The organism is Streptomyces sp. NPDC001816 (genome assembly GCF_042892235.1).
Lineage (GTDB): Bacteria > Actinomycetota > Actinomycetes > Streptomycetales > Streptomycetaceae > Streptomyces.
The window spans coordinates 546272-571489 of the sequence record NZ_JBIATY010000003.1 but is presented as its reverse complement, the minus strand read 5'-3'; the positions used below and the strand labels follow the sequence as shown (position 1 = coordinate 571489).

At 73.3% G+C, this 25218-nt stretch carries 16 protein-coding genes and 1 tRNA gene; 10 read left to right on the top strand and 7 right to left on the bottom strand.

Annotation, left to right across the window (positions count from 1 at the left end):
* Positions 1-26 precede the first annotated feature (26 nt).
* A tRNA-Arg gene (locus ACFYZZ_RS13575) sits at positions 27-102 on the bottom strand.
* Positions 103-373: 271 nt separating this feature from the next.
* On the opposite strand from ACFYZZ_RS13575, the gene ACFYZZ_RS13570 reads away from it, so the two are divergent.
* The 6 genes from ACFYZZ_RS13570 to ACFYZZ_RS13545 all read left to right on the top strand — a co-directional run bounded on the left by ACFYZZ_RS13570 (position 374) and on the right by ACFYZZ_RS13545 (position 9817).
* Entirely contained in the window at positions 374-1981 is a 1608-nt protein-coding gene (locus ACFYZZ_RS13570; protein WP_389174902.1) for a dynamin family protein, read from the top strand.
* Between the two features lie 3 nt (positions 1982-1984).
* Positions 1985-4354: a YfjP family GTPase gene (locus tag ACFYZZ_RS13565; RefSeq protein WP_389174899.1), complete on the top strand. Its 2370-nt coding sequence runs from the start codon at positions 1985-1987 to the stop codon at positions 4352-4354.
* Between the two features lie 354 nt (positions 4355-4708).
* Positions 4709-5179 (top strand): single-stranded DNA-binding protein, encoded by a 471-nt coding sequence (locus tag ACFYZZ_RS13560; RefSeq protein WP_389174896.1) that lies wholly within the window; start codon positions 4709-4711, stop codon positions 5177-5179.
* Positions 5180-5501: 322 nt separating this feature from the next.
* Positions 5502-6911, top strand: coding sequence for a Cys-Gln thioester bond-forming surface protein (locus ACFYZZ_RS13555; RefSeq protein WP_389174894.1), 1410 nt, complete (start codon positions 5502-5504; stop codon positions 6909-6911).
* Positions 6912-6962: 51 nt separating this feature from the next.
* Positions 6963-7508 (top strand): putative immunity protein, encoded by a 546-nt coding sequence (locus ACFYZZ_RS13550; RefSeq protein ID WP_389174893.1) that lies wholly within the window; start codon positions 6963-6965, stop codon positions 7506-7508.
* A 248-nt stretch (positions 7509-7756) separates the two neighbouring features.
* Complete coding sequence (locus tag ACFYZZ_RS13545) at positions 7757-9817, top strand: hypothetical protein (protein ID WP_389174891.1); 2061 nt, start codon at positions 7757-7759, stop codon at positions 9815-9817.
* A gap of 297 nt (positions 9818-10114) precedes the next feature.
* Here ACFYZZ_RS13545 and ACFYZZ_RS13540 read toward each other — a convergent pair whose 3' ends face one another.
* Complete coding sequence (locus ACFYZZ_RS13540; RefSeq protein ID WP_389174888.1) at positions 10115-11593, bottom strand: beta-propeller fold lactonase family protein; 1479 nt, start codon at positions 11591-11593, stop codon at positions 10115-10117.
* 478 nt (positions 11594-12071) lie between these two features.
* Between ACFYZZ_RS13540 and ettA the strand changes: the two genes are divergently transcribed.
* Genes ettA through ACFYZZ_RS13525 form a run of 3 tightly spaced genes read left to right on the top strand, consistent with a single transcriptional unit; the run spans position 12072 to position 14830 of the window.
* Positions 12072-13736, top strand: coding sequence for an energy-dependent translational throttle protein EttA (ettA, locus tag ACFYZZ_RS13535; protein ID WP_386581200.1), 1665 nt, complete (start codon positions 12072-12074; stop codon positions 13734-13736).
* Positions 13737-13742: 6 nt separating this feature from the next.
* Positions 13743-14156, top strand: a complete 414-nt coding sequence (locus ACFYZZ_RS13530) for an acyl-CoA thioesterase (RefSeq protein ID WP_389174884.1) — start codon at positions 13743-13745, stop codon at positions 14154-14156.
* Positions 14153-14830, top strand: a complete 678-nt coding sequence (locus ACFYZZ_RS13525; protein WP_389174882.1) for a hypothetical protein — start codon at positions 14153-14155, stop codon at positions 14828-14830. The genes ACFYZZ_RS13530 and ACFYZZ_RS13525 overlap by 4 nt, the downstream gene beginning before the upstream one ends.
* Positions 14831-14861: 31 nt before the next feature.
* Here the strand turns inward: ACFYZZ_RS13525 and ACFYZZ_RS13520 are convergent, their stop codons facing one another.
* The 4 genes from ACFYZZ_RS13520 to ACFYZZ_RS13505 form a co-directional block, all read right to left on the bottom strand.
* Complete coding sequence (locus tag ACFYZZ_RS13520; protein WP_389174879.1) at positions 14862-15818, bottom strand: ABC transporter ATP-binding protein; 957 nt, start codon at positions 15816-15818, stop codon at positions 14862-14864.
* Positions 15819-15847: 29 nt separating this feature from the next.
* Positions 15848-18553 carry an ABC transporter permease gene (locus ACFYZZ_RS13515; RefSeq protein WP_389175754.1) on the bottom strand — a complete coding sequence of 902 codons (2706 nt, stop codon included), beginning with the start codon at positions 18551-18553 and terminating at the stop codon, positions 15848-15850.
* Between the two features lie 10 nt (positions 18554-18563).
* Positions 18564-21917, bottom strand: a complete 3354-nt coding sequence (locus ACFYZZ_RS13510; protein WP_389174876.1) for an FtsX-like permease family protein — start codon at positions 21915-21917, stop codon at positions 18564-18566.
* A gap of 153 nt (positions 21918-22070) precedes the next feature.
* Positions 22071-22475, bottom strand: a complete 405-nt coding sequence (locus ACFYZZ_RS13505; RefSeq protein WP_386571628.1) for a globin — start codon at positions 22473-22475, stop codon at positions 22071-22073.
* A 100-nt stretch (positions 22476-22575) separates the two neighbouring features.
* Between ACFYZZ_RS13505 and ACFYZZ_RS13500 the strand changes: the two genes are divergently transcribed.
* Complete coding sequence (locus ACFYZZ_RS13500) at positions 22576-23553, top strand: methyltransferase domain-containing protein (RefSeq protein WP_389174873.1); 978 nt, start codon at positions 22576-22578, stop codon at positions 23551-23553.
* Positions 23554-23604: 51 nt separating this feature from the next.
* Here ACFYZZ_RS13500 and ACFYZZ_RS13495 read toward each other — a convergent pair whose 3' ends face one another.
* A complete protein-coding gene (locus ACFYZZ_RS13495; RefSeq protein WP_389174870.1) occupies positions 23605-25167 on the bottom strand; it encodes an FHA domain-containing protein in 1563 nt (520 codons plus the stop codon).
* Positions 25168-25218 lie beyond the last annotated feature (51 nt).

Here is a 25218-nt window from a genome sequence, read left to right as displayed (position 1 = left end):
TCTGGGGCGTTTTTGCTGGTGAAGGCTGGCGCCCCCGGCAGGACTCGAACCTGCGGCCAAGCGCTTAGAAGGCGCCTGCTCTATCCACTGAGCTACGGGGGCCTGGTGCGGGACAAGGATAAAGCTCCCCGTTCCTTGACCCGGATGCTTCGCCTCCGTGGCTCGATGTGGAGGTTCGGTGAAGCGGTCCTGATAATCGCAGGCAGGTACGAATCGTGCACCGCTTTTGGCCCCTGGCGCACAGGGTGTTGTGCACTCGTTATGCCTCGACTGTGCCCGTGTCCCAGTCATCCCTTACATCCGATGTGTTCCATCGGCGCGCTGAGATGTCCATATGCTTCAGAATTCCCCTAAATTTGGGCATTCTTCGCATGTGGTGACCTTGGAAGTAGGGCCTCAGCTGCTCGACACACTCTCCGCGCTGCGCGACCGTGTCGACGCCGCACGCTTTCCGCTGCCCCTGGCCGGGGCGCCACGCGCGCGTGCGAACCGCGAAGAACTCCTGGCGCAGCTAGACGACTACCTGCTGCCCCGGCTGCGGGAGCCGGAGGCGCCCCTGCTGGCCGTCGTCGGCGGCTCCACCGGGGCCGGCAAGTCGACCCTCGTGAACTCCCTTGTGGGGCGCCGGGTCAGCGAGGCGGGCGTGTTGCGGCCGACGACCCGCACACCAGTGCTGGTCTGTCATCCGGAAGATCATCACTGGTTCAGCAGCATGCGTGTCCTCCCCCACCTCACCCGCGTGTGGGTGCCGGACCAGGAGGCGGGTGACGACCTCCTGATCTCCGGTCCGAACCGCGCGCGCGTGCTGCGCCTCGAGACCGCCGACACCCTCCCGCGCGGGCTCGCCCTCCTCGACGCGCCCGACATCGACTCCCTGATCGCCGACAACCGTGTCCTGGCTGCCCAGCTGATCTGCGCCGCAGACATCTGGGTCATGGTCACCACCGCCGCCCGCTATGCCGACGCCGTTCCCTGGCATCTGCTGCGCACCGCCAAGGAGTACGACGCCGCCCTGGTGACCGTCCTCGACCGCGTGCCTCACCAGGTCGTCTCCGAGGTCTCCCGCCAGTACGGCGCCCTGCTCACCAAGGCCGGCCTCGGTGACGTACCCCGCTTCACCGTGCCGGAGCTGCCCGAGTCGGCCTGGGGCGGCGGCCTACTCCCCGCCACCGCCGTGGCAGCTCTGCGGACCTGGCTCGTCCACCACGCCCAGGACTCCACGGCTCGCCAGCGCGTCATGGCCCGTACGGCGTACGGCCTCCTCGACTCGCTGAAGTCGCGCCTGCCCGAGCTGGCCAGTGCCGCCGCCGCCCAGTACGCGGCCGCCCTCCGGCTCACCTCCACCGTCGAGAGCGCGTACGACAGCGAGCAGGCGCGCGTGCGCGGCCGGCTGCAGTCCGGGGCCGTGCTCGCCGGGGACGCCCTCAAGCGCTGGCGCGCCTTCCCTCTCGACTGCACTCCCGGTGAGCTGCTGGACTCCCTCGTGGAGAGCCTGGCCGCGCTCCTCCTGTGCTCCGTCACCGCCGCCGACGAGCGCGTCGACGAGGCCTGGCGGCGCGAGCCCGCCGCGGGCGCCGCCGGGCTCGCCGGCCGGGATCCCTCCCTGCAGAACGCCGAGCACCGCATTGGGCTCGCCGTACGGCGCTGGCGGCGCGAGTTGGAGGAGTACGCCGAGGACGAGGTACGGGAGCTCGAGCGCAGCGTCGCGCCCGACGCCGAGGTCGTCGCCGCCCTGGTCGCCACCGCGCTGCTGGGCGGGCGCCGGGCGCGCAACGCGGGCGAGAGGCTCGCCGAGCGGATCAGCGCCCACGGCGCGCTGCGGCTGCGCGACCGGGCCGGACGCCTGCTGACCGAACACGTCGACCGCGTCATGCACGCCGAACGCGAGCGGCGCCTCGCCCCGCTCGACGCCCTGGACGTCCAGGCCGAGCCCCAGGCCGAACTCATCGCCGCGCTGTCCGTACTGCAGAAGGAGAGGTGACCGGTGACCGCCGTCACTGACCACGACCACACGGACCACATGAACCACATGGATCGCATGGAACGCATGGAGCACGCGGACGGGGCCGGGGCAGGGGAGCCCGGTCTCGTAGGCAAGGGCGAGCTTGGTGACAGCCTCCCGCCGGCGGGCGGCGGTTCCGGGGACGGCCTTCCGGGACAGGGCGGCCCGGCCCCGGAGGGGCACATCGCCGAGGCAGGTGCCGGCACAGGCGCCGAAGCCGAGACCACGGCCGAGTCCGATGTCGCAGTCGGGGCTGGGGCTGGGGCCGGGGCCGGGGGCGATGTCGGGGCCGCGGAACGGGACGCCGAGACGGACCTCGGGCTGCACGCGCGCGCACCCGAAAAGCGTGCGGAGAGCGAGCCGCACGTGCGCGTACCGGAGAAGCGCAAGGAGAGTGAGCCCCCCGCGCGCGTACCCGAGCCGAACGGGGACGGGGAGCCGCACGCGCGCGTGAAGACCCCCGAAGCCGACGCCGGCAGTGGGCCGCATGCCCGCCCCAAGGACGGCGGCACGCCCGCCCCGGCCCCCGCCCCCACCCCGGCCCCCGGCCCGGCCTCCGACGCGGATCGCGACCCCGACTCCGACTCCGACTCGGACCCCGACCTCGAGTCCGAGGGCGCCTGGGACGACGGGCTCATCGCCCGGCGTGTGACGGAGAGCACCGCCGCCGCCCTCGCCGCCGAGCGTGCCTCCGTCCTGGACACCCCCTTGCGCAGCTCGGGCAGCTCGGGCAGCTTGGGCAGTCACATCCCCGCCCCCCTGGCCTACGACGGCCCCCTGCGCTCCCGTCTCGACGCCCTGCGCGAACTCGTCGGCCTCTCCCGCACCCGCCTGGACACCCGCACCCTCGCCGAGGCGGGCCGGGTGCTGGACGAGGCGACCGCCCGCCGCAAGCTCTCCGGGCGGCACACCGTCGTCGCCATCGCGGGCGCCACCGGCAGCGGAAAGTCGCAGCTGTTCAACGCGCTCGCCGGAGTGGCCATTTCGGAGACCGGCGTACGGCGCCCGACCACCGCGGCCCCGATCGCCTGCAGTTGGAGCGACGGCGCGGCGAGTCTCATCGACCGGCTCGGCATCCCGGGCCGGCTGCGCAGGCGCCCCGTGCAGAGCGCGGAGGCCGAGGGGCAGCTGCGCGGGCTGGTCCTGATCGACCTGCCCGACCACGACTCCGCGGCCGTCGAGCACCGTACGCAGGTCGACCGGATCCTGAAGTTGGTCGACGCGGTCATCTGGGTGGTCGACCCCGAGAAGTACGCGGACGCCGTGCTGCACGAGCGCTATCTGCGGCCCATGGCCGGCCACGCGGAGGTCATGTTCGTCGTCCTCAACCAGGTCGACCGGCTGCCGGGGGAGGCCGCCGATCAGGTCCTGGACGATCTGCGCCGGCTGCTCGACGAGGACGGTGTCGCGCTCGGCGAGTACGGCGAACCGGGCGCCACCGTGCTCGCGCTGTCCGCGCTCACCGGCGACGGCATCGGTGAACTGCGCGAGGCGCTCGGCGAGTTCGTGACCGAGCGCGGCGCTGCGGCCCGGCGGGTCGCGGCCGACGTGGACGCCGCGGCGGAGGAGCTGCGCCCCCTCTACACCACCGGCCGGCGCGTCGGCCTCAGCGAGGAGGCACGGGAGGAGTTCGCCGCCCGGCTCGCGGCCGCCGTGGGCGCCACCGCGGCCGGCGAGGCCGCTGAACGCGCCTGGCTGCGCAACGCCAACCGCGCCTGCGGCACGCCCTGGCTGCGGCTGTGGCGCTGGTACCAGGACCGTGGCGGACCCATGACGGGCCGGCTCCGGGTGCGCGCCCAGACGGACGAGGAGGCCACGGCCCGCCAGCGGGTCGAACACGCGGTCCGTACGGTCGCCGACCGGGCCTCGGCGGGTCTGCCGACGCCGTGGGCGGCGGCGGTGCGCGAGGCGGCCGCACGCGGCTCCCAGGGGCTGTCCGAGGCGTTGGACGAGCTGGCGGCGCGGGCCGGTATGCCGCCGGGACGGCCACCGCGCCCGGGGTGGTGGCCGGCGGCCGTGCTGGTCCAGGCGGCCATGACCCTGCTGCAGGTCGTGGGCGGCCTGTGGCTGGCGGGCCAGATCGCCGGGCTCACGGCACCCAACCTGGGCGTGCCGGTGCTGCTGATGGTGTGCGGGATCGTCGGCGGGCCGCTCGTGGAGTGGGGCTGCCGGATGGCGGCCAGAGGGCCGGCACGCCGGTACGGCATGGAGGCGGAACGGCGGCTGCGGGAGGCGGCCTCCAGCTGCGGCCGGGCCCGGGTGCTCGATCCGGTGGCGGCGGAACTGCTGCGGTACCAGGAGGTGCGGGAGCAGTACGGGCGGGTGGTCCGGAGCGGGGCCGGGGCGGTGTGAGGCCGGCCGGGGCGGGAGTGGGTGCGGCCGGCGGGGGCGGGTGAGTGTGCGGCCGGCGGGGGTGGGTGAGGGGCTGGGGAACACGTGGGCCGCTCGTTCGGGTGACGGGAGTTTCCACAGGCGGGTGGCTGTCCACAGCGCTCAGCGGGCTCGGCCCGGCGGAGGCAGTCTGGACCCACGGCGATCGCGCCGCACCGCACGTCCGACGAGTGGAGGGCGGGCGGCGCAGGCGATCGGCGTGGCGTGTGACGGCGTACGCGGATCTGGTGCGCCGGCACGGCAGACGCAGCCGTACGGGAGGGGCCCGTACGCGTGTCCGCCCGGTCGAAGGGCCGGGCGAGGGAGGGGTTCACGATGAACGAGACCTTGGTGTGCGTGGTGGGCAACGTGGCGACGCAGCCGGTGTACCGGGAGCCGGCGTCGGGCCCGTCGGCGCGGTTCCGGCTGGCGGTGACCTCGCGGTACTGGGACCGGGAGAAGAACGCCTGGACGGACGGGCACACCAACTTCTTCACTGTGTGGGCCAACCGCCAGCTCGCCGTGAACGTGGCGGCGTCGGTGGAGGTGGGCCAGCCCGTCGTCGTCCAGGGGCGGCTGAAGGTCCGCTCGGAGGTGCGCGAGGGGCAGCAGAGCTGGGTGTCGGCCGACATCGACGCGGTGGCCATCGGCCACGACCTGGCGCGGGGCACCGCGCTCTTCCGCCGCCCGGCCAGGCCGGAGGCGCCGGCGGCGGTACGTCCGGAGCCGAGCTGGGAGACACCGCCCGCCGAAGCCCAGGGCGACGATCTGGCCCAACCGCGCCCGGAACCAGCGGCGGTGACATGACGTGAGCCGAGTGGGTGGCTCCGTCGCCGCTCCTCGGCACTGCCTGCGCCCTGGCCTGTGCCCCGACCTGTGCCCGGACCGAGCTGCGGCCTGTCGGCGCGTCACGTTGAACACCCCACCGAATGGGTGGATTTGTCGATAGGCCCGGCTCGCATCCCGTCCCGGCGATAACGATTCCGGATCGGATCGGCTATCAGACGATCTGACCGGCCGGGCGAGGTCCGCGTGATCCATAGGATGCCGGGCATGCCCCTCGGGGCCGCCGATTCTGCAGGTGGGACCGTCCCCCACGTCCAACGGGTCCTGCTCGAAGGGGAATTCTGTGCTTGCTGCGTTCTCTGGGCTTCCTCGATCCGCCCAAGTGGCCCGCCTCGGCGCCGTGACGCTGGTGTCCGGCCTGGTGACGGCGAGTGTGCTGGCCGGCTCCGGCGTGGCCGCGGCCGACGGGACACCGCAGACCCAGGGCGGCGCGGCAGCCACGCTCAACGGTCTGAAGACCTACGGCGAGGCCGTGATCCACGAGGACGGCGGTGACCAGCAGGTGGCCGCGGGCCTGTTCGAGATGTCCGTGGACGGCGGCGGCACCCTGCAGACGTACTGCGTCGACATCCACAACCCCACCCAGCGCGACGCCCGCTACCAGGAGACGCCCTGGAGCGGCACCTCGCTGGGCGCCAACAAGGACGCCGGCCGGATCCGCTGGATCCTGCAGAACTCCTACCCCCAGGTGAACGACCTGGCCGCCCTCGCCCGGAAGGCGGGCGCGAGCGGACTGACCGAGCAGGACGCGGCGGCCGGCACCCAGGTGGCCATCTGGCGCTACTCGGACGGGGCGGAGGTCGACGCCGTCGATCCGCAGGCCGAGAAGCTCGCCGACTACCTGGAGAAGAGCGCCCGCGGCAGCGCCGAGCCGCAGGCCTCGCTGACCCTGGACCCGCCCGCGGTCTCCGGCCGCCCCGGTGATCTGCTCGGCCCGGTGACCGTGCACACCAACGCGGACAGCGTGACGGTGAGCCCGCCCGAGGACGTGGCCGGCAGCGGGGTCCGGATCATCGACAGGACCGGCAAGGTGATCACCTCGGCGAAGAACGGCAGCCGGCTGTACTTCGACATCCCCGAGGACGCGGACGACGGGTCGGCCCAGCTGACCGTGCAGGCGTCGACCACCGTGCCGGTGGGCCGTGCCTTCGCCTCCGAGAGCCGCAGCCAGACCCAGATACTGGCCGGCTCCAGCGAGTCCACGGTCTCCGCGACCGCGAGTGCCACCTGGGCGGACGAGGGCGCCATACCGGCGGTGTCGGCCCGGAAGAACTGCGCCAAGGGCGGCGTGGACATCACCACCGTCAACAAGGGCGACCAGCCCTTCACCTTCGAGCTGATGGGAGCCGAGCACACCATCCCGGCGGGGGCCACCCGCACGGTGACGGTCCCGCTCCAGGAGGACCAGCCCTACGACTTCACGATCACCGGCCCGAACGGCTTCAGCGACCGCTTCACCGGCGTCCTCGACTGCAGGACCCAGGGCGCGCTGACCACCAAGAGCACCCAGACCCTCAGCGAGCCCAGCCCCGCCACGGTCGGCGGCAACACCAACCCGCCGGACACCGACCTCGCGGCCACGGGCGGCTCCGCGATCACCCCGATGATCGCCGGAGTGGCCATCGGCCTGGTGGTGATCGGTGGCGCGGTCCTGGTGATCCTGCGCCGCAAGGAGACGCCCACCGGGGAGTGACGGACCCTGCGGCCTGCCGCGCCCGCCCGCAACCTGCGGCAGGATTGAGCCGTGTCAACCAAGTCGGACAAGATCGAGCTGAGCGAACACGAACTTCGTGAGATCACGGGCTACGCGGCCGAGTGCGCGCGCAGGGTGCTGTCGATCTTCGAAGTGAGTCTTCCTGCCGACACCCGCCCTCGCGATGCCATCGACGCGGCGGACGCCTTCGCCGGGGGCGGCCGGCGCACGGGGGCGCTGCGGCAGAGCGGCTGGGCGGCGTTCAGGGCGGCTCAGGAGGCTGATTCGCCCGCCGCGGTGGACGCGGCCCGAGCGGCCTGCCATGCGGCCGGTGCGGCGTTCCTCCATCCACTGGCGGACGCTCATCAGGTGAAGCACATCCTCGGTGCGGCGGCGCATGCGGCGCGAGCCGAGGAGCTGGCATCCGAGGGGCTGGCATCCGAGGGTCGGCCCGTCGCCGCGGGGACCCTTGAATGGGCGCGTCGGCACGCACCGGCGGCGGTCAGCGAGGTGCTCGGCCGGCTGCCCGCAGCGCCTCCCGGGGGCGGGCGAGTGGGCGAGTTCATCCGCGACCTCGACTCCGCCCTCCGCTCCTGAGAAATACCAGGTCAGAGCGCTCCGCTTGATCGGCTTTTCCACGCAGGACCGGCCGTCCGCGCAAAGCGGGAGGGTGTTCCAGGCCACCCGCGCGACAAAAGTAGCTGACACACAGGTAAAGTCCGACCACCTATTAGGAGAACATCCATGCGCATCGGCTTCCAGTCCGCGATCATCTGATCGCGCCGGTCGGCAAGTCCGTGCTCAGGGATGTTGAGTTGCCTGGAGCCCGCGAAGTGTCATCGCCCTTGCCCGCTCGGTTGCGTACCGCAGCGGCACGCCTCCTCCTGCCCACGGTGCTCGCTCTGTCGTACGCCGGCCAGGCGGTCGGCGCCTTCCTCCCGAGTGTTCCCCTGCTCGTGGCCTCCGTCGTTGCCGGACTGCTGGCTGACATGGCCATGCACCGTTGGCAGCGGAGCATGGCCTCGGCCCTCGGGAAGCTGCATGCGACGGTGTTCGTGCGCCAGGTCGTGCGGGATCTTCTGCTGGTGGCCGGTCTGATCCGTATCGAGGACCAGGACTACGAGACGAAGTACCTGGTTCTCGTCTGCGGTCTGCTGGTCTTCTACTCGCTGCACTTCGCCTGCCAGGCGCTCGCGATCCTCGTCCGCCGGTCCCGCACCCTGCCCGTGGTGACCCGGAACATCGACGCCTCGCCGCTGCGGCTGAGCCCCGCTCCTCCGGCGCTGCTGATGAACCGCGCCGGGCAGCGGCTCCTGATGTTCGGCGTGCCCTCGACGGCCGGCCTGCTGGCCACCGCGGCGGGCGTCTCGGGCCGGTCCGCCGCCGCGGGCATCGCCGTGTCCGCCGCCTGCGCGGCGGTGGCCGTCGGCATGCTGCTGGTGCGGCTGCTGCCGGCCCGCAGGCCGGTGACGAGCGAGCAGGCGCTGGAGTGGTTCGAGGCCTGGCTCGCGGAGTACCAGCCGACGGTGGGCATGTACTTCTCCGGCGGCACCAGCTCCGCCTACCAGGCGAACATGTGGCTGGAGCCGCTGGCCCGGCTGGAGGGCCGTCCGCTGATCGTGCTTCGTGAGCGCTTCATGGTGCGGAAGATCGCGTCGACCGACATCCCGATCGTGTGCCTGCCCAAGGTCGCCGACCTGATGCGGCTGGAGCAGTCCACGCTGAAGATGCTGATCCACCCGTCGAACTCGGGCAAGACCTCGCAGGTGCTGCGGATCCCCACCATCAAGCACGCCTTCGTCAACCACGGCGAGAGCGACAAGCTGTCCAGCTGCAACCCGTACGCGAAGGCGTACGACGAGGTGTGGGTGGCCGGTCCCGCGGCGCGCGAGCGGTACGCCCTGGCGAACGTCGGTGTCGACGACCGGGACGTCGTGGAGATCGGACGCCCGCAGCTGGACGCGATCGCGCCCTACGCCGGTGCGCCCACCGGCCCGTACACCACGGTTCTCTACGCCCCCACGTGGGAGGGCTGGGACGGCAACCCGGGCAACACCTCGATCATCGAGGCCGGCGAGAACATCGTCCGCGCGCTCCTGGCCGATCCGGGGGTCCGGCTCCTGTACAAGCCGCACCCGCTGACGGGTTCGGTCGTTCCCCAGGCGGGAGCCGCGAACGCCCGGATCCAGGAGATGATCCGCACCGCGAACGCCGCCCGTGCCGCGGAGCACGCCAACGAGCGACCGGCGCCCTCCGCGGCGGCTGAGCTGGCCGACCGGAGTGCCGAACTCGACCGGCTGACCACGTCCTCGTTCCGGGCGAGCGCGGACGACGCGGAGCGGATGCTGCTCCAGTCGGTCCCGGAGCCCGGCCGGGCCGCGGCCGTGACCGCCGCGACCGCCGCCTGGGAGACCGCGTTCTGGGCCTCGTTCCCCGCGTGGGAGCACCAGATCGTCACCGGGGCACGGCCGAACGTCTACGCCTGCTTCAACGTGGCCGACGTGCTGGTCAGCGATGTCTCCAGCGTCATCTCCGACTACCTGGAGAGCGAGAAGCCCTACGCCGTCGCCAACACCAGCGGCCTTCCCGAGCAGGACTTCCGCACGGCCTTCCCGACGGTCCGGGCAGGCGCCGTCCTCACTCCGGACGCGGCCGGCATACCGGCCCTGCTGGAGTCCGTGCGCCACCCCGAGAAGGACGCCTACGCCGAGGCCCGCACCGAGCTGAAGCTGCACCTGCTGGGCCCCTCCGACCCGCCGTCCGTCGTCCGCTTCAACGAGGCGGCCCGGGCGCTGTGCGCGGAGGCCGACGAGCACCGGGCGAGCATGGCGGTGCGCGCGCTCCCGGTGATCCCGACGCAGCGAGACGCCGGTGTGACGCTGGACAGCGAGCACGCCAAGGGCTGAGTCCCCAGCACGGCCACGCCGGACCAACCGGTCCGAGGGGCCGTCACACCCGGATCCGCGGGTGTGACGGCCCCTCGGCCGTTCAGCGAGGTGTGTGTGCGCCGATGCCGCTCGTGAAGACGAGGCCGCGCTCTGGCCGGGCGAAGACGAGCGTGCCGCGAAACTTCTTCACCTGTCGGCGGACGTACAGCCGGCCAAGGTCCTTCGCAACACAGTAGAGACCGCGCCCCCGCACCGGCCTACGGGGCGGGAGGGGGGCCTTCGGCGTCAAGCGCGTCCTGGACCGGTCCGGTTGTCTCAGCCGGGCAGGCCTGCCGAGGTCATGGCGTCTTGCACGAGGTCGTGGACGTCGTCATGGACGTCGCTCGGGTCGGGCAGTTCCGACGAGGGGTCGTCCTTGCCGTCCTTGCTCTTGCAGACGGTGGCGGTGGAGGGCTCGTAGGTGTCGTCACCGGCGAAGGTGGCGGTGTAGCAGGTCTCTTTGGGCTGCTTGCCGGGCACCTTGCAGGTGGCCGTGCCTCTGCTGTCGGTCGTGTCGGTGCACAGCGCGGTGGAGTCGGTGGTGAACTCGATCTCCTTGCCTGCCAGTGGCCGGCCTTCTGCGGTCAGCTTGGCTTTGAGGGTGACGCCGTCCTTGCCGCCGGCACCCAGGGAGTCCTTCCACGTCCACTCCTTCTTCACCTTGAGGGTCAGGGTGGTCGGGGTGCGCTCCGCGGTGAGGGTCCCGATCGCCACGCCCACGGGGACGTCACCGACGGGGACGGGGCTCCCGATGACGGTGTTGGTGACGGTGTCGATCACGAACACGCTGTCCGAAGCGGCGCTGGCGACGTAGGCACGGGCGCCGTCCGGGGTGATCGCCACCTCGTTCGGGCTGGGTCCTACGGGGATGGGGTTCCCGATGACGGTGTTGGTGGCGGTATCGATCACCCGCACATTGGCCTGAAGGTTGTCGGTGACGTAGGCACGGGCGCCGTCCGGGGTGATCGCCACGCCGATGGGGGCAAGGCCGACGAGGATGTTGGTGGTGACGGTGTTGCTGGTGGTGTCGATGACGGACACGCTGCCCGAGCCGGTGTTGGCGACGTAGGCGCGGGTGCCGTCGGGGGTGATCGCCACGCCGACGGGGTTGACGCCGACGGGGACTGTGGTGGTGACGGTGTTGTTGGTGGTGTCGATCACGGACACGTCGCCCGAGATGGTGTTGGCGACGTAGGCGCGGGTGCCGTCGGGGGTGATCGCCACGCTGCGGGGACCGTTGCCGACGGGGATGGGACTCCCGATGACGGTGTTGGTGCCGGTGTCGATCACCGACACGTCGTCGGAGCCGAGGTCGGCGACGTAGGCGCGGGTGCCGTCGGGGGTGATCGCCACACCGCGCGGGCTGTCGCCGACGGGGACGGTGGCGATGACGGTGTTGGTGGTGGTGTCGATGACGGACACGTTGTCCGAGAAGTTGTTGGCGACGTAGGCGCGGGTGCCGTCCGGGGTGACCGCCACGTCGAAGGGGCCGTCGCCGACGGGGACCGTGGCGGTGACGGTGTTGGTGCCGGTGTCGATCACCGACACGCTGTCCGAGCCGAAGTTGGTGACGTAGGTGAAGGTGCCCGTCTGCGCGGCGGCGGGCGTGGCCACGGCGAGCGGGACGGCCAGGCCGGCCAGGACCGCAAGTCCCGCCACCCAGGTCCGCACCAGCGCCCACCACGCACCCGTGCCCCCGCGACTTCGCTCCGTACTCCCCTGCTCCGATGCCCCCCGTACCGTGATTCCCGACATGCAGACCTCCTGCAGTGCACCACACCGAAGTGCGTTGGCGTGCTCCGGATGAAGGCAGCGATCGATGCCCTGGCATGGACATACGGGACCGCCGCGGCTCTGATGATCGCCGCGGCGGTAAGTGCCGTGATCGCCTCGTGCCCGTACGACTCCCGTACATGGGGCCGTACGGACGAGTTGAGCAACCCGTGCGGTCTTCGCCGTTGCCCACCGGGGGGCGTCAACGCACAGAAGCAGAGGAGCGCACGGCGGCATTGCCCGCAGCCCCCGGGCGGTGACAGCTGGGCCGTCCCTGGGCCGTGCGACGGTGCCCGAGGCCACCCGACGGCAACCGACAGTGACAGACGGGCCACCGTCGCCACCACCGAAACCCCAGGTCAGCGCCGCCCGCCCGTACTGGTTTCCATCCAGGGCTAGCGGTCAGGCAAGATGGGGTGTATCTGCCCACTGCCAGATTCAAGCTGCCGGACGGTTTCTCTTGGCTGAGTTCATTTACACCATGCGCAAGGCGCGCAAAGCGCACGGCGACAAGGTGATCCTCGACGACGTCACCCTGAGCTTCCTGCCGGGAGCGAAGATCGGTGTCGTCGGCCCGAACGGTGCCGGTAAGTCGACCGTGCTGAAGATCATGGCTGGTCTCGAGCAGCCGTCGAACGGTGACGCGTTCCTGTCGCCGGGCTACACCGTGGGCATCCTGCTGCAGGAGCCGCCGCTCGACGAGGCGAAGACCGTGCTGGAGAACGTCCAGGACGGCGTCGCCGAGATCAAGGGCAAGCTCGACCGGTTCAACGAGATCGCCGAGCTGATGGCGACCGACTACTCCGACGCGCTGCTCGACGAGATGGGCAAGCTGCAGGAGGAGCTCGACCATGCGAATGCATGGGACCTCGACGCTCAGCTGGAGCAGGCCATGGACGCGCTGGGCTGCCCGCCCGGCGACTGGCCCGTCACCAACCTCTCCGGTGGTGAGAAGCGCCGCGTCGCGCTCTGCAAGCTGCTGCTGGAGCAGCCCGACCTGCTGCTCCTCGACGAGCCCACCAACCACCTCGACGCCGAGTCCGTGAACTGGCTGGAGCAGCACCTCGCCAAGTACCCGGGCACCGTCGTGGCCGTCACCCACGACCGGTACTTCCTCGACAACGTCGCCGGCTGGATCTGCGAGGTCGACCGCGGCCGCCTGCACGGCTATGAGGGCAACTACTCCAAGTACCTGGAGACCAAGGCCACCCGTCTGAAGGTCGAGGGCCAGAAGGACGCCAAGCGGCAGAAGCGGCTCAAGGAAGAGCTGGAGTGGGTGCGGTCGAACGCCAAGGGGCGTCAGGCCAAGTCCAAGGCCCGTCTCGCCCGGTACGAGGAGATGGCCGCCGAGGCCGACAAGATGCGGAAGCTGGACTTCGAGGAGATCCAGATCCCGCCGGGCCCGCGCCTGGGCAACGTCGTCGTCGAGGTCGACAAGCTGAACAAGGCCTTCGGTGAGAAGGTCCTCGTCGACGGGCTGAGCTTCACCCTCCCGCGCAACGGCATCGTCGGCGTCATCGGCCCGAACGGCGCCGGCAAGACCACGCTGTTCAAGATGATCCAGGGCCTGGAGACCCCGGACTCCGGCGACATCAAGGTCGGCGAGACCGTCAAGATCTCCTACGTCGACCAGAGCCGCGAGAACCTCGACCCCAAGAAGACGCTGTGGGAGGTCGTGTCCGACGGGCTCGACTACATCAACGTCGGACAGGTCGAGATGCCGTCCCGCGCGTACGTGTCCGCCTTCGGGTTCAAGGGGCCGGACCAGCAGAAGCCGTCCGGTGTCCTCTCCGGTGGTGAGCGCAACCGCCTCAACCTGGCGCTGACCCTGAAGCAGGGCGGCAACCTGCTGCTCCTCGACGAGCCCACCAACGACCTCGACGTCGAGACCCTCAGCAGCCTGGAGAACGCGCTGCTGGAGTTCCCCGGCTGCGCCGTGGTCGTCTCCCACGACCGGTGGTTCCTCGACCGCGTTGCCACGCACATCCTCGCCTACGAGGGTGAGTCGAAGTGGTTCTGGTTCGAGGGCAACTTCGAGTCGTACGAGAAGAACAAGGTCGAGCGGCTCGGGCCGGACGCCGCGCGCCCGCACCGCGCCACCTACAAGAAGCTGACCCGGGGCTGATCGATCTTGCGTCACATCTACCGCTGCCCCCTGCGCTGGTCCGACATGGACGCGTACGGCCATGTCAACAACGCGGTCTTCATCCGCTACCTGGAGGAAGCCCGGATCAACTTCCTGTTCCGCCCGGACAAGGAGTTCAAGCAGGGGTCCGTGGTGGCGCGCCACGAGATCGACTACAAGCGGCAGCTCGTCCACCGGCACCACCCGGTGGACATCGAGCTGTGGGTCACCGAGATCAAGGCCGCGTCCTTCACCATCACCTACGAGGTGAAGGACGGGGACGTGGTCTACGTACGGGCCTCGACGGTGGTCGTGCCGTTCGACTTCGAGGCCCAGCGGCCGCGCCGGATCACCCAGGAGGAGCGCGAGTTCCTCGAGGAGTACACGGACGCGGCCGACGAGGAGGCCGTCGCGGCATGACGGTGCTGCACCTGGCCGACGAGTCGGAGGCGGCGGACCTCGCCGCCTTCCTCTCCCGGCTGCTCCACTACGACCGTGGAGCCGCGGTGCGCCTGCAGGCGTCCGGGACCGCACTCGCCGTGTTCGGACGGCCGCCGTCCTTCGAGGTGCTGGCGGTCCGCGCGGTGCGCCTGGCGAAGCCGTACGAGAACGGGCTCGATGTCACGCTCGACGTGACCGTCTCCGCCGGTGAACTCCTGGAGTCCGTGGACGAGCGGGCCGCCACGGCCGCCGTCCCGGCCGCGGTCACCGGGCCGCCGTGGGCCGGTGTGCTGCCGCCGCGCGGCGGCTGGCAGCCCGAGCCGGGGCTGCCCGCACCGGACGCGCTGCGTAAGGCCGTGTCCGCGGCCGTCGCCGAGTTCCGGTCCCGTACCGAGGAGTTGGCGCCGGAGCGGCGTACGCGTACGGAGCTGGACCGGATCGGACGGGACATCTGGTCCCGGGAGATAGGGGAGACCCGGCTGCCGGTGCGGGCCGTGCACGCGGCGCAGTCGCTCGGCTTTCTGCGGCCGGGGACCGGCGCGGCCGAGACCGGGCTGTTCTCCTCGGGGGCGTGGCTGAGGCTGCGCACGCCGTACGGATCCGTCGCGGTGCGGCGCGCCGGGCTCGGCACCCTCGGCGTCAGCGTGCGCTGACCCGGCCTCCTGCTTCTCCTCTGCTTCTGCGCTACTTCTCCTCGCTGTCGTCCGGCCACACGCCGATGTGGTCCGGCTCCAGTTCCAGGGCGACCCGGTCGCGCATGTTCAGGGCCTTCGTGTACTCGGCGGGCAGCTGGAGGCGGCCGGCGCGGTCGAGCATGGCGTACTCGCGGGCGATGATGGTCTCGTGGCCGGTCGTGGCGTCCACCTCGCTGCGGCGCAGCACCTCGGTGGAGGTGCGGCCGTCGCGGATGGCGACCGTGCGGCGGACCTCGCCGGCCACCGCCTGGTCGTGGGTGACGATCACGATGGTGGTGCCGAGCGTCTTGTTCGCGGTGCGGAACGCGTCGAAGATCTGCGCGCCGGTCCGGGAGTCGAGTTCGCCGGTGGGTTCGTCGGCGAGGAGGACCGCGGGGGCGTTCGCGAGGGCCACCGCTATCGCGACGCGCTGCTGCTGGCCGCCGGACATCTCGTGCGGGTGGCGGTCGCGGCAGTCGGCCACCTGGAGCAACTCCAGGAGTTCCAGGGCACGTTCGGTGCGGGCGCGGCGGCGGGTGCGGGTGCCGGACAGCTGGAGCGGGAGGGCGACGTTCTGGGCCGCGGTGAGGTAGGGGAGCAGGTTGCGGGAGGTCTGCTGCCAGACGAAGCCGACGACCTCGCGACGGTAGACGAGGCGGTCCTTCGCGGTCATCGTGAGCAGGTCGCGGCCGGCGACGCGGGCGGCGCCCGCGGTGGGGGTGTCGAGGCCGGCCAGGATGTTCATGAGGGTGGACTTGCCGCTGCCCGAGGCGCCGACCAGGGCCATCAGCTCGCCCTCGCGGACGAGGAGGTCGAGGCCCTGGAGGGCCTGCACCTCCACGCCGTCCGCGGAGAAGATGCGGACGAGGCGGTCGCAGGTGATGAGGGCGTCGTGGCCGTAGGCGGGCTTGTTGCGGGTCTCCGTGACCTGGTTGGTGAGGTCGGTGAGGGTGGGATCGGCTGTCATGGGGTCTCCTGGATGGTTGCCCTGAACGCTCATCGGCTCTCCCCCGCCCGCAGCTCCCGCACCGACCCCCGTCTCCCCGTCCACCACGCCTGGGCCCCCGCAACCCCCACCGTCAGCACCACCACCGTGATCGCCGGTGCCGTCAGTGACCAGGTGTCCGGGTGCAGGGCGGCCGAGTTCACGCCGGGCTGGGCGGAGGTCAGGGCGATGGTGGTGAGGTCGATGCCGGGGGAGAGGAGGCGGATGGCGGTCCAGCCGGTCAGGGTGCCGCCGGCCGCGGCGAGGAGGGCCTGGGGGAGGGACTCCAGGACGAGGAGGCGGCGGCCCTGGGCGCGGGTGAGGCCCATCGTGCGCAGCCGGGCGAGGAGCGCGGCGCGTTCGGGCGCCGCCCGCAGCAGCGCGAGCAGCAGGGCGAGGACGGCGAAGCCGGCGCCCGCGGCCACCGCCGCCGTGTAGACGTGCCCGGCGCCGGTCTGCAGGGGCGAGTCGGCGTACCGGGACCGCACCTCGGCCAGGGTCTGCACCGTGACCGAGGCGGGGGCCGCGCGGCGCAGCGCGTCCGCGTCCACGTGGGCGCCGGTCAGCAGCAGTGTCGTGGGGCGGACGGCCGCGTCCGGGAGCCCGGCGCGGTTCACGATCAGGAAGTCGGCGCCGGGCACGGCCGGGGTGCGGTCGAGGACGGTGGTGATCCGGACGGTGACCGCGCTGCCGTCCCCCAGCCGTACCAGGAAGGGCCGCCGGGTGCCGTAGGCGTGGGCGATGGAGGGGGAGGCGAGGGCGGGGAGCGTCTTCGCGTTCTTCAACTCGCCCGCCGGGAAGGTCCCGAGGCCGGTGCCGGCCGTCAACCGGCCGTACGCGGCCGGGTCCACCCCTACCAGCGGTACCGTGTCCTCCCCGTCCAGCGGCTTCGCCTCGTACGTGATGCTCGCCGCCGCCACCCGGTGCACTCCGGGCAGCGCGCGTACCCGTGCGGCCAGGTCCGCCGGTAGCGCGGCGGTCGCGTCCATGCGGGCGTCGGCCCCGACGGTGAGCAGGGCCGCGCGGTCCCGGGCCTCGGCCACACCGGCCAGGACCGAGCCGCCGAAGGCCGCCGTGGTCAGCGCGGTCAGCAGCGCCAGCAGGGGCAGTACCGCAAAGGCCTGGGCGCGGCCCGCGCGGGCCAGGGACAGATGGCCCACCGCCCCGCGCAGCCGGCCGGCCGGGCGGGCGAGGCGGCGCAGCAGCAGAGGGTGGAGGCGGAGCAGCAGCAGGGCCGCGATGACGCCGGTCAGCACCGGGGCCAGGGACACCAGTTGACCGGCCGACGTGCCGCTGCGGCGCAGGGTCGCCACCGCCCCGGCCGCCAGGGCCAGCAGGGTCAGCTCGACCACCGTGCGGCGCCGGGAGGGTCGTACGGCCGTCACGTCCTCCCGCGCGGCCGTCACCCGTACCGCGCGGTGGGCGAGCGCGGCGCGCAGCGGGAGGGCGGCGCAGGCGGTGAGCGTGACGGCCAGGGCGGCGGCCACGGCGGGACCGGTACGGGCGCCGGGGAACAGGAGGAGCGCGGCGGCCAGGCCGGCCGCTCCCGCGGGCACGGCGACCACGGCGGTCTCGGCCAGCAGCCGGCCGGTGAGGCCGGGCAGGGAGGCGCCCCGGGCGCGGAGCAGGGCGAGTTCGGTGCGACGGCGGTCGGCGGCCAGGCCGCCCGCCATGAGCAGCACGACGACGGCGACCGTGGCGGTGCCTGCGGCGGCCACCGCGACCAGCGGGGCGATGCGCGAGCGCAGCCGGGAGAACGCGGCGAGGTCGTCGTCCAGGGCGGTGCTGACGCCGGTGTCCTGGCCCGTGACGGTGCGGGCGTGCCGCAGGCCGGGGCCGGACTCCAGGGAGGCGACGGCGGACCTCAGGCGGTCCAGGTCATGGGCGCGCAGACCGCCGAGGTCCGGGGCGAAGTACCAGTAGCGGGAGGGCTCTCCGCGTATGCCCGGCAGGGCGGGGGCCGCCTCCAGGGGCAGCAGGAGTGCGCCGAGCCAGTAGGTCTGCGGCGGGCCGGGCGGGGGCGTCGGGACCAGGCTGGGCGTGCGCAGCAGCGGGACGGTCGACCAGTAGGCGCCGGCGGGGTCGCGCGGGATGAGGATGCCGGTGACCCGGACGGCGAGCGGGCCGCGGCCGACGCCGGGCACGTGGACGACCGAACCCACCTTGATGTGCAGGCTCTTGGCGGTCGCGGCGGTGACGGCGGCCTCCACCTCGGGCGAAGCCGCGTCCACCGGGCCCGAGGCGCGCGGCAGCCGGCCCTGGCGGACGTCAGCGTGCCCGGCCAGGCCGCTCTGCGCGACCAGCTGGACATGGGCGAGCAGGCCGCTCGGACGCGGGATGAACGGATCGGGCACGGCCGTGCCGGTCTGGGTCGCGATGCCGTACGCGGACTGGCCGCGGTCGACGGACAGCGAACCGCCGACCGCGCCCAGCAGCTTCTCGTACTGCCGTTTCAGCACGCCGGGACGGAGCAGCGCGCCCGGATCGTCGCCGGACATGTCGTACAGGGGCATCGGCGGGCTCACCCGCAGGGTGGTGCGCTCGGGGCGGGCCTGGTGGAGGGCGTGCACCAGACCCGCGTCCTCGTACCGGTCGACCGCACGCGGAAAGGCCCCCGCCAGACATGCGGTCACCACGACCAGCAGCGCCAGCGCGAGCGCGGCACCGGGCGCGGCCCGAAGCCGGGTACGCACCCAGGGAGCGACCACGGCGGGCACGGAACTCACCTCACTCACCCCTCTGTTCGCGCAACGCCCGCGCCGGATCCGCCCGGCGCAGAGCCGCCACCACCGAGACCGCGAGCGGAGCGACCGCGACGGCCGCCAGCAGCAACGCCACTCGACCGGACGGGAGTTGGACCAGCAGTTCGGGCACCGGACGGGTGGCGTCACCGGTCAGGACGATCAACGGGAGCACTCCACGGGCCAGTACGGTGCCGAGAGCGACGCCCACCACCAGGGCCAGGCCCACCAGGACGGCCTGCTCGGCGGCGACCGTGCGGGCCAGCCGGCGGCGTGGGGCGCCGAGGGCGCGCAGCACGGCGAAGTCCGCCTCGCGCACCCGCAGCGAGCCGGCGGCGCCCACCGCGAAGCCGACCGCGGCGAGGGCGGCCGCCACCACGGCCGCCGCGGCGAACGCGGCCGTGGGCCCGGCGCCGAACGGGTCGTCGCGCAGCTCGGCGGCGATCTCGTCCCGGACCACCACCTGCCCCGGGTCGACGACGTCCGGCAACGCCCGCACCGCGGCGGCGACCTGGGCCGCGTGGCCCGGGGCGGTGCGCAGCCACCACTCGGTGGGCGTGAGGCTCTCCCCGTACCGCGCCTGCAACACCCGGTTCGCGGCCCGCAGATCGACCAGTACGGCACCGCCGTCATGGCTGCCCGAGGTGCCGGTCGTGGGCAGCGCGCGCACCGCCCGGACGATCCGCACCGGGATGCTCTGGTCGCCGATCTGCACGTCCACGCGCTGCCCGGTGCGGGCGCCCGCCGAGTCCAGGAACCGGTCGGTGGCGACGGCCGTCACCTCGGGCGGCTTGGGACGCGCCACCTGGAGCTGGACGGACAGGGCCGCGACGGTCAGGCTGTCCGCGTCCGGGAGGTATCCGGTGCGATAGGAGACGGTCAGCGGCCGGGTGGAGACGACACGGGGCCGGGTGGGGCTGGTGGCGGGGCTCGTCACGGCCGCGCCGCCGGTGTGCACGGCCGTGGTCCAGGACGCGGGCAGCACCAGCGGGCGCCGGGTGCCGTCGGCCCCTTCGGCGGTCGGATCGCCGAACGTGAGCCGGTGTTGTTCGGCCCGCACGGCCGGCTGGGGCATGTCCAGCTGGAGCCCGGTGAGGAGCACAGGGCCGGGGGCGGAGCCGAGGTCGAGGGTGAGGGTGTGCGGGCGGCCGTCGGCGGGGAGCCGGCCGAACGGCAGCTGGTACGGCACCCCGGACCGGTCCTCGAGACCGACCGTGACGTCGGCGGTCGTCCCGGAACCTGCGGAGCTGTGCAGGCTCGCCGTCAGCCGCAGCCGCGCGGTGTGCGCGGGCACCCGCGTCCCGGCCGGGGTGTCCTTCGGCGCCAGCGCGGCCAGCAGCGGCCGCACCGGTACGGCAGCCAGGTCCGGGCGCATCAGCATCGCGTTGCCCGCGTGCGCGGTGTCCATGGCCAGCACGGTCGCCGTACGGTCACCGGACAGGGGCTCCTCGGCGCGTGCGGCCGGGACCGCCCCGCGTACGTGCGGCAGCGCCGCGTACACGTCCGTACGGCCCAGCTCCCCGTCCCCTGCGGACAGCACCCGCACCGGCACTCCGGCGCGGAAGTCGGCCTGGTCGCCCTGCGAGCGGTCCCAGGAGGACGCCTGCCCGATGGCCAGCATGCCGAGCGCGACGGCCAGCACGAGCAGCAGCACCGGGCCCGCGGCGCGTGCGGTACGGCGGCTGAACTGCCAGCCGGCCAGCGCCGTCGGCAGCCCCCGCCCGGCCGCCGCCCACCGCTCGGCGAGCCGCGCCACGGGCGGCAGCAGCCGCAGCGTCAGCACCGTCCCGGCGAGCAGTGCCAGCGCCGGCGCGGCCACCAGCAGGGGATCCACCCCGAGCGCCCCCGACCGGTCCGCGGCGACACTCCCCGAGTCCTGCTGCGCCAGCTGCCAGTAGGCCACCGCGGCCACGGCGAGCAGGCCCAGGTCGCCCCCGGCGCGCAGCGGGGTGGGGAGCAGACCGGCGCCGGTGCGGCGGGCGCGGGGGCGGGAGCCGCCGGGGGAGACTCCCGAACGGCCCTTCCCGAAGCGGGAGATGAGCGGTCGTCGCGTCCGGCCCGGCTCCGCCCGCCGGCCGCGCCGCTCCGTCTCCGCCCCCGTCAGCGCCGGTGGTGCCACCGTCAGCGCGCAGCCGAGGGCCACGGCGGCCGCGACCAGCCAGACGCCGGGGCTGCCGCCGGGCGGGAGGTCCAGCCGCAGGTCGAGGCGGGTCAGCGGGCCATGGGTGGTCAGCAGGGTGGTGAGCGGTCCGGCGAGCAGGGGCGCGCAGACGGCCGCCGGGAGCGCGAGCAGCAGCGACTCGGCCGCTGCGAGGGCCGCGATCCGGGCACGGGAGGCGCCCCGAGCCCGCAGCAGCCTTGTCTCGGCCGCCCGTTCGGCGCCGAGCAGCCGGGCCACCAGCAGCAGCGCGTACCCGGCGAGCAGCACCAGCTGGAGCGCGACGATCAGCAGGGTCGAGCGGGAGACCAGCAACGAGCGGTCGGCCCGGTCCAGGACGTCCGGCAGCGAGGTCGCCGACGCGGTCACCCCGCTCAGCGCGTGGGACGTGCGCAGCGCCGGGCCCCCGGTCCGCGCCGCCTCCCGCAGCGCCCCGATCCGCCCGGTCGTCACCGAGCCGAAGTCGGCCGACGCCAGCCAGGCCGTCGGCCCGGTGCTGACCCGTGTGCCGGCGAGCACCGAGGAGTCGGCGAGCAGCGGCCCGTACGTCGTGAAGCCGGACTCCTTCACACCGCGCCCGAGCAGGTCGTCCAGCTGCCAGTACGGCGCGTTCGCCGACGCGGGCCGGTACAGCCCGCTGACCCGCACCCGGACCGTCCCGTCGCCCAGCCGGTCGGCCAGGGTGAGGTGGTCGCCGGGCTTCAGGCCGAGCGGCCGGGCAGCAGCCTGGGGGAGTGCCACCTCGATCTCGCCGCCCGTCCGGCCGGGAAGCCGGCCGGCCACCGGCCGCACCTGCGTGCGGTCCAGCGCGGCGAAGAAGGTCAGATCCGGGTCGCCCGACCGCTCGGCGGGCGGCTGCAGCGAGCGGGGCAGCGCGTACGGGCCCGAGCGGCGCAGCGTCCGCACGGTCACCGGTAACCCGTCGAAGGCCCGGCGTGCCCCCTGTCGTACGGCGCTGTCGGCGGCGGCACGCCCGTCGGCCGGTACCTCGGCCTTGACGATCAGCGAGGTGGCGGTCGCGTTGCGCGGGTCGGCCAGCACATGGCGCAGCGCCGCGTCCCCGATCGCGCCCGAGTACGCCGTGAGCGTCGCCAGCACCGCGGTGGTGAGCAGCACCGTGAGCAGGGTGGAGCCGAGCAGCAGGCGATGCGCCCGCGCGCGTGCAAAGACGAACCCCGTCACCCTGCCCCCGTGTCGTCCGGACTTCCAGAACTTCCAGACCTTCGGGTGATGCTGGCAGAGGTGACGGCTCGCCGGTAAGCGCTTCTCGATCGGTCTATACCGGATCGTGACCGGATTCCGGTGCCGGACGACCGGATTCCGGCGTTCAGCGGGTCATTCGGGGGTGTTCACCATCGACTGGGCCGCGTACGTCAGGTAGTTCCACAGCGTCGTCTCGTGCTCCTCGGAGAGCCCCAGTTCGTCGACGGCGACCCGCATGTGCCTCAGCCAGGCGTCGTGCGCGGCCCGGTCCACGGTGAACGGGGCGTGCCGCATCCGCAGCCGGGGGTGGCCGCGGTTCTCGCTGTAGGTGGTGGGGCCGCCCCAGTACTGCATCAGGAACAGGGCCAGCCGCTCCTCGGCCGGACCCAGGTCCTCCTCCGGGTACATCGCCCTGAGGAACGGGTCCTCGGCGACTCCCTCGTAGAAACGGTGGACGAGCCGGCGGAAGGTCTCCTCCCCGCCGACCTGCTCGTAGAAGGTCTGCTCCTGAAGCGTGCCGCGCCGAATCTCTTTCACCCGTCCATGGTCTCAGACGGGGTGACCCAGGACTCAAGGCTTAGGACCACTCCTGTGCCGGCAGCCCTGCCGTGGGCGGCGGCAGCCCTACTGTGGACACATGGGCGCCTACGACACCGAGATCGACGTGCTCGCCGCCGTGGCGCGGGCCGCGCTGGTGCGGGAGATCGACGCCGAGGGGGTCTGGGACGAGGACCAGGTGTGGCGGGAGGCGTTCTCGGAGGTGCCCCGGCACCTGTTCGTGCCGTACTACTACGTCGGCGTCCGGGACGGTTACGAGCGCCGCTGGGGGGAGAGCCCGGACCCCGAGGAGCGCAGACGCTGGGTGTTCGGCGCCTACGCCGACACCCCGCTGGCCACCCGGCTGCGCGACGGCGAGCTGCTCTCCTCCAGCAGCCAGCCCTCGCTGATGGCGAAGATGCTGGTCGCCCTGCGGGTCGAGGACGGCAACCGGGTCCTGGAGGTGGGCGCCGGGACGGGGTACAACGCGGCGCTGCTCGCCCACCGGCTCGGCGACCACGACCTCGTCACCACCGTCGACCTGGAGCCGGAGATCACCGAGTCGGCCCGGCAGCACCTGGCCGCGGCCGGGTACCACCCGGCGGTCGTCACCGGCGACGGCGCGCGCGGGGTGCCCGAACGCGCCCCGTTCGACCGGGTCATCGCCACCTGCACGCTGTCCACGGTGCCGCGCGCCTGGCTCGACCAGTGCAACGCCGGCGCCCGCATCATGACCCCGTTCGCGACCGGGCTGCTCGCCCTCGACGTCTTCGACGCCGGGCACGCCGAGGGCCGCTTCCTGTCCACGCCCGCCTACTTCGTGCCCCTGCGGGGCACGGGCCGGGCGGGACCCGGGGCGGTGTCCCTGCACGGGCTGCCGCGCCCGGCCCGCGAGCACGAGCTGTTCCGCTTCCTGCTCGCCCTGACCCACGGCGCCTTCGACCCGCAGGAGGCCTACGCCCTGTGGGAGCGCGAGGGCAGACCGGAGCGCGCACGGTACGGCGTCACGGTCAGCGGTGAGTACGTGTGGGCATGGCTGGACGACCCGGAGGGGCCGTACACCTGGCCCCTCCCCTAGGGCCTGTCTGACAATTCCCGTCGTCCGGCTCAGTCCCGCCTCAGTTCCGGCTCAGCCCCGGCGGACGGTGATCGTCGTCCAGGCGCCCACGTGCACCCGGTCGCCGTCCTGCAGCGGCACCGGCACGAACGGCTGGATCGGTTCGTCCGAGCCGTTGACCGTGGTGCCGTTCGTCGAGTTCTGGTCGACGACCGCCCAGGTGCCGTCCGGCTGTTGGACCAGGACCGCGTGCTGGTGCGAGACGCCCGGGTCCTCCGGCGGCACCGACAGGTCGATGTCGGGGGTGTCGCCGGTGGAGTGCCGGCGGCGGCCGATGGTGACCTGGTTGCCGCTGAGGGTGCGCTGCTGCTCGGGCGAGTACGCGGGCAGGTTCAGGCCCGCGGCCTCGGGGCCGGAGCGGTGCATCATCGCCATGAAGTACTCGCGGTCCGGGCCGATGGTCGCGATCCACGTCATCGGACCCTGCGGTGCCGACGGGAAGCCGGGGCCGGGCGGGGCCTGGGTGGCACCGGGCGGCGGGTAGCCGTAGCCGCCGCCCTGTCCGCCGCCGGGGCCTCCGGGACCGCCGGGGCCACCGGGGCTTCCGGCCGACGGCGGGGAGATCACCCAGTCGTCCTCACCGCCGCCGAAGGCGGGACCGCCGGCCGGGGGCCGGCCGGTCTCCCGCGGGAACGCGGGCGGCGCGGGCGGGCCGGACTGCTGGAAGGCCTGCGGCGCACCGCCGGCCGTGCCGCCGGGACCTGCGGGCGGGGTCGGCCCGGGCGGCGGCGGAACCGGACGGGACGGGTCGCCACCGAAGCCGGAGGGGCCACCGGGACCACCGGGGCCGCCGGGACCAGAGGGCTCACGGCCGAAGGGCGGCGGGCCGGAGGGGCCACCCTGGCCCTGACCGGGACCGCCGAAGCCGGACGGACCGCCAGGGCCGCCGGGGCCCTGTCCCGGGCCACCACCGAAGGGCGGCGGGCCGGAGGGGCCGCCGGGGCCACCCTGGCCCTGACCGGGACCGCCGCCGAAGCCCGAAGGACCGCCGGGGCCGCCAGGACCGCCCTGCCCCTGACCGGGACCGCCGCCGAAGGCCGACGGGGGACCGGAGGGACGCTGGTTGCCGCCGAAGCCGCCCGGGCCGCCCGCGGTGGGCGGCGGACCGGACGGGCCGCGCTCGCCGGCGAACGGCGTCGGGCCCGAGGGCTCGCTGCCGAACGACGGGATCGGCTCGGCGGGACGGTTCACCTGCGAGGGCCGCGAGCCCTGGTACTCGTACGAGTCACCGCCGCCGTACGTCGAGCTCGGCGGCTGGAAGCGCGGCTGGGCCGTGCGCGGCGCGGCCGGGGTGTACGAGGTGGCCGTGTTGGTCAGGAAGTTCCACCGGCACTCCTCGCAGAAGGGCGCCCCGCCCTCGCGGGGCGTACGGCACTGCGGGCACAGCTCGGGCTCGGGCGCACCGGCCCCCTGCGGGCGGCCGCCGGCCTGGGTGCCCTGCGGGGGCGGGAAGCCGTAGCCACCCGCGGCCGGTGGCGGTGGCGGGGGTGGAGGTACGGCACCGGCCATGCGGTGACCGCAGACCTCGCACCAGTCGTCGGAACCCGACTGGTGTCCGTTCGGGCAGGTCGGCATGTCGGCGCTTCCCCCTCTCCTTCAGGGTCCTACTCGGTACTGCTACGTCAC

What these genes read in the sequence shown, in the direction of transcription:
- ACFYZZ_RS13560 (WP_389174896.1), top strand. Translation starts at nt 4,709, where the DNA reads ATGAACGAGACCTTGGTGTGCGTGGTGGGCAACGTGGCGACGCAGCCG.
- ACFYZZ_RS13540 (WP_389174888.1), bottom strand. Translation starts at nt 11,593, where the DNA reads ATGTCGGGAATCACGGTACGGGGGGCATCGGAGCAGGGGAGTACGGAG.
- ACFYZZ_RS13525 (WP_389174882.1), top strand. Translation starts at nt 14,153, where the DNA reads ATGACGGTGCTGCACCTGGCCGACGAGTCGGAGGCGGCGGACCTCGCC.
- ACFYZZ_RS13520 (WP_389174879.1), bottom strand. Translation starts at nt 15,818, where the DNA reads ATGACAGCCGATCCCACCCTCACCGACCTCACCAACCAGGTCACGGAG.
- ACFYZZ_RS13500 (WP_389174873.1), top strand. Translation starts at nt 22,576, where the DNA reads ATGGGCGCCTACGACACCGAGATCGACGTGCTCGCCGCCGTGGCGCGG.
- ACFYZZ_RS13495 (WP_389174870.1), bottom strand. Translation starts at nt 25,167, where the DNA reads ATGCCGACCTGCCCGAACGGACACCAGTCGGGTTCCGACGACTGGTGC.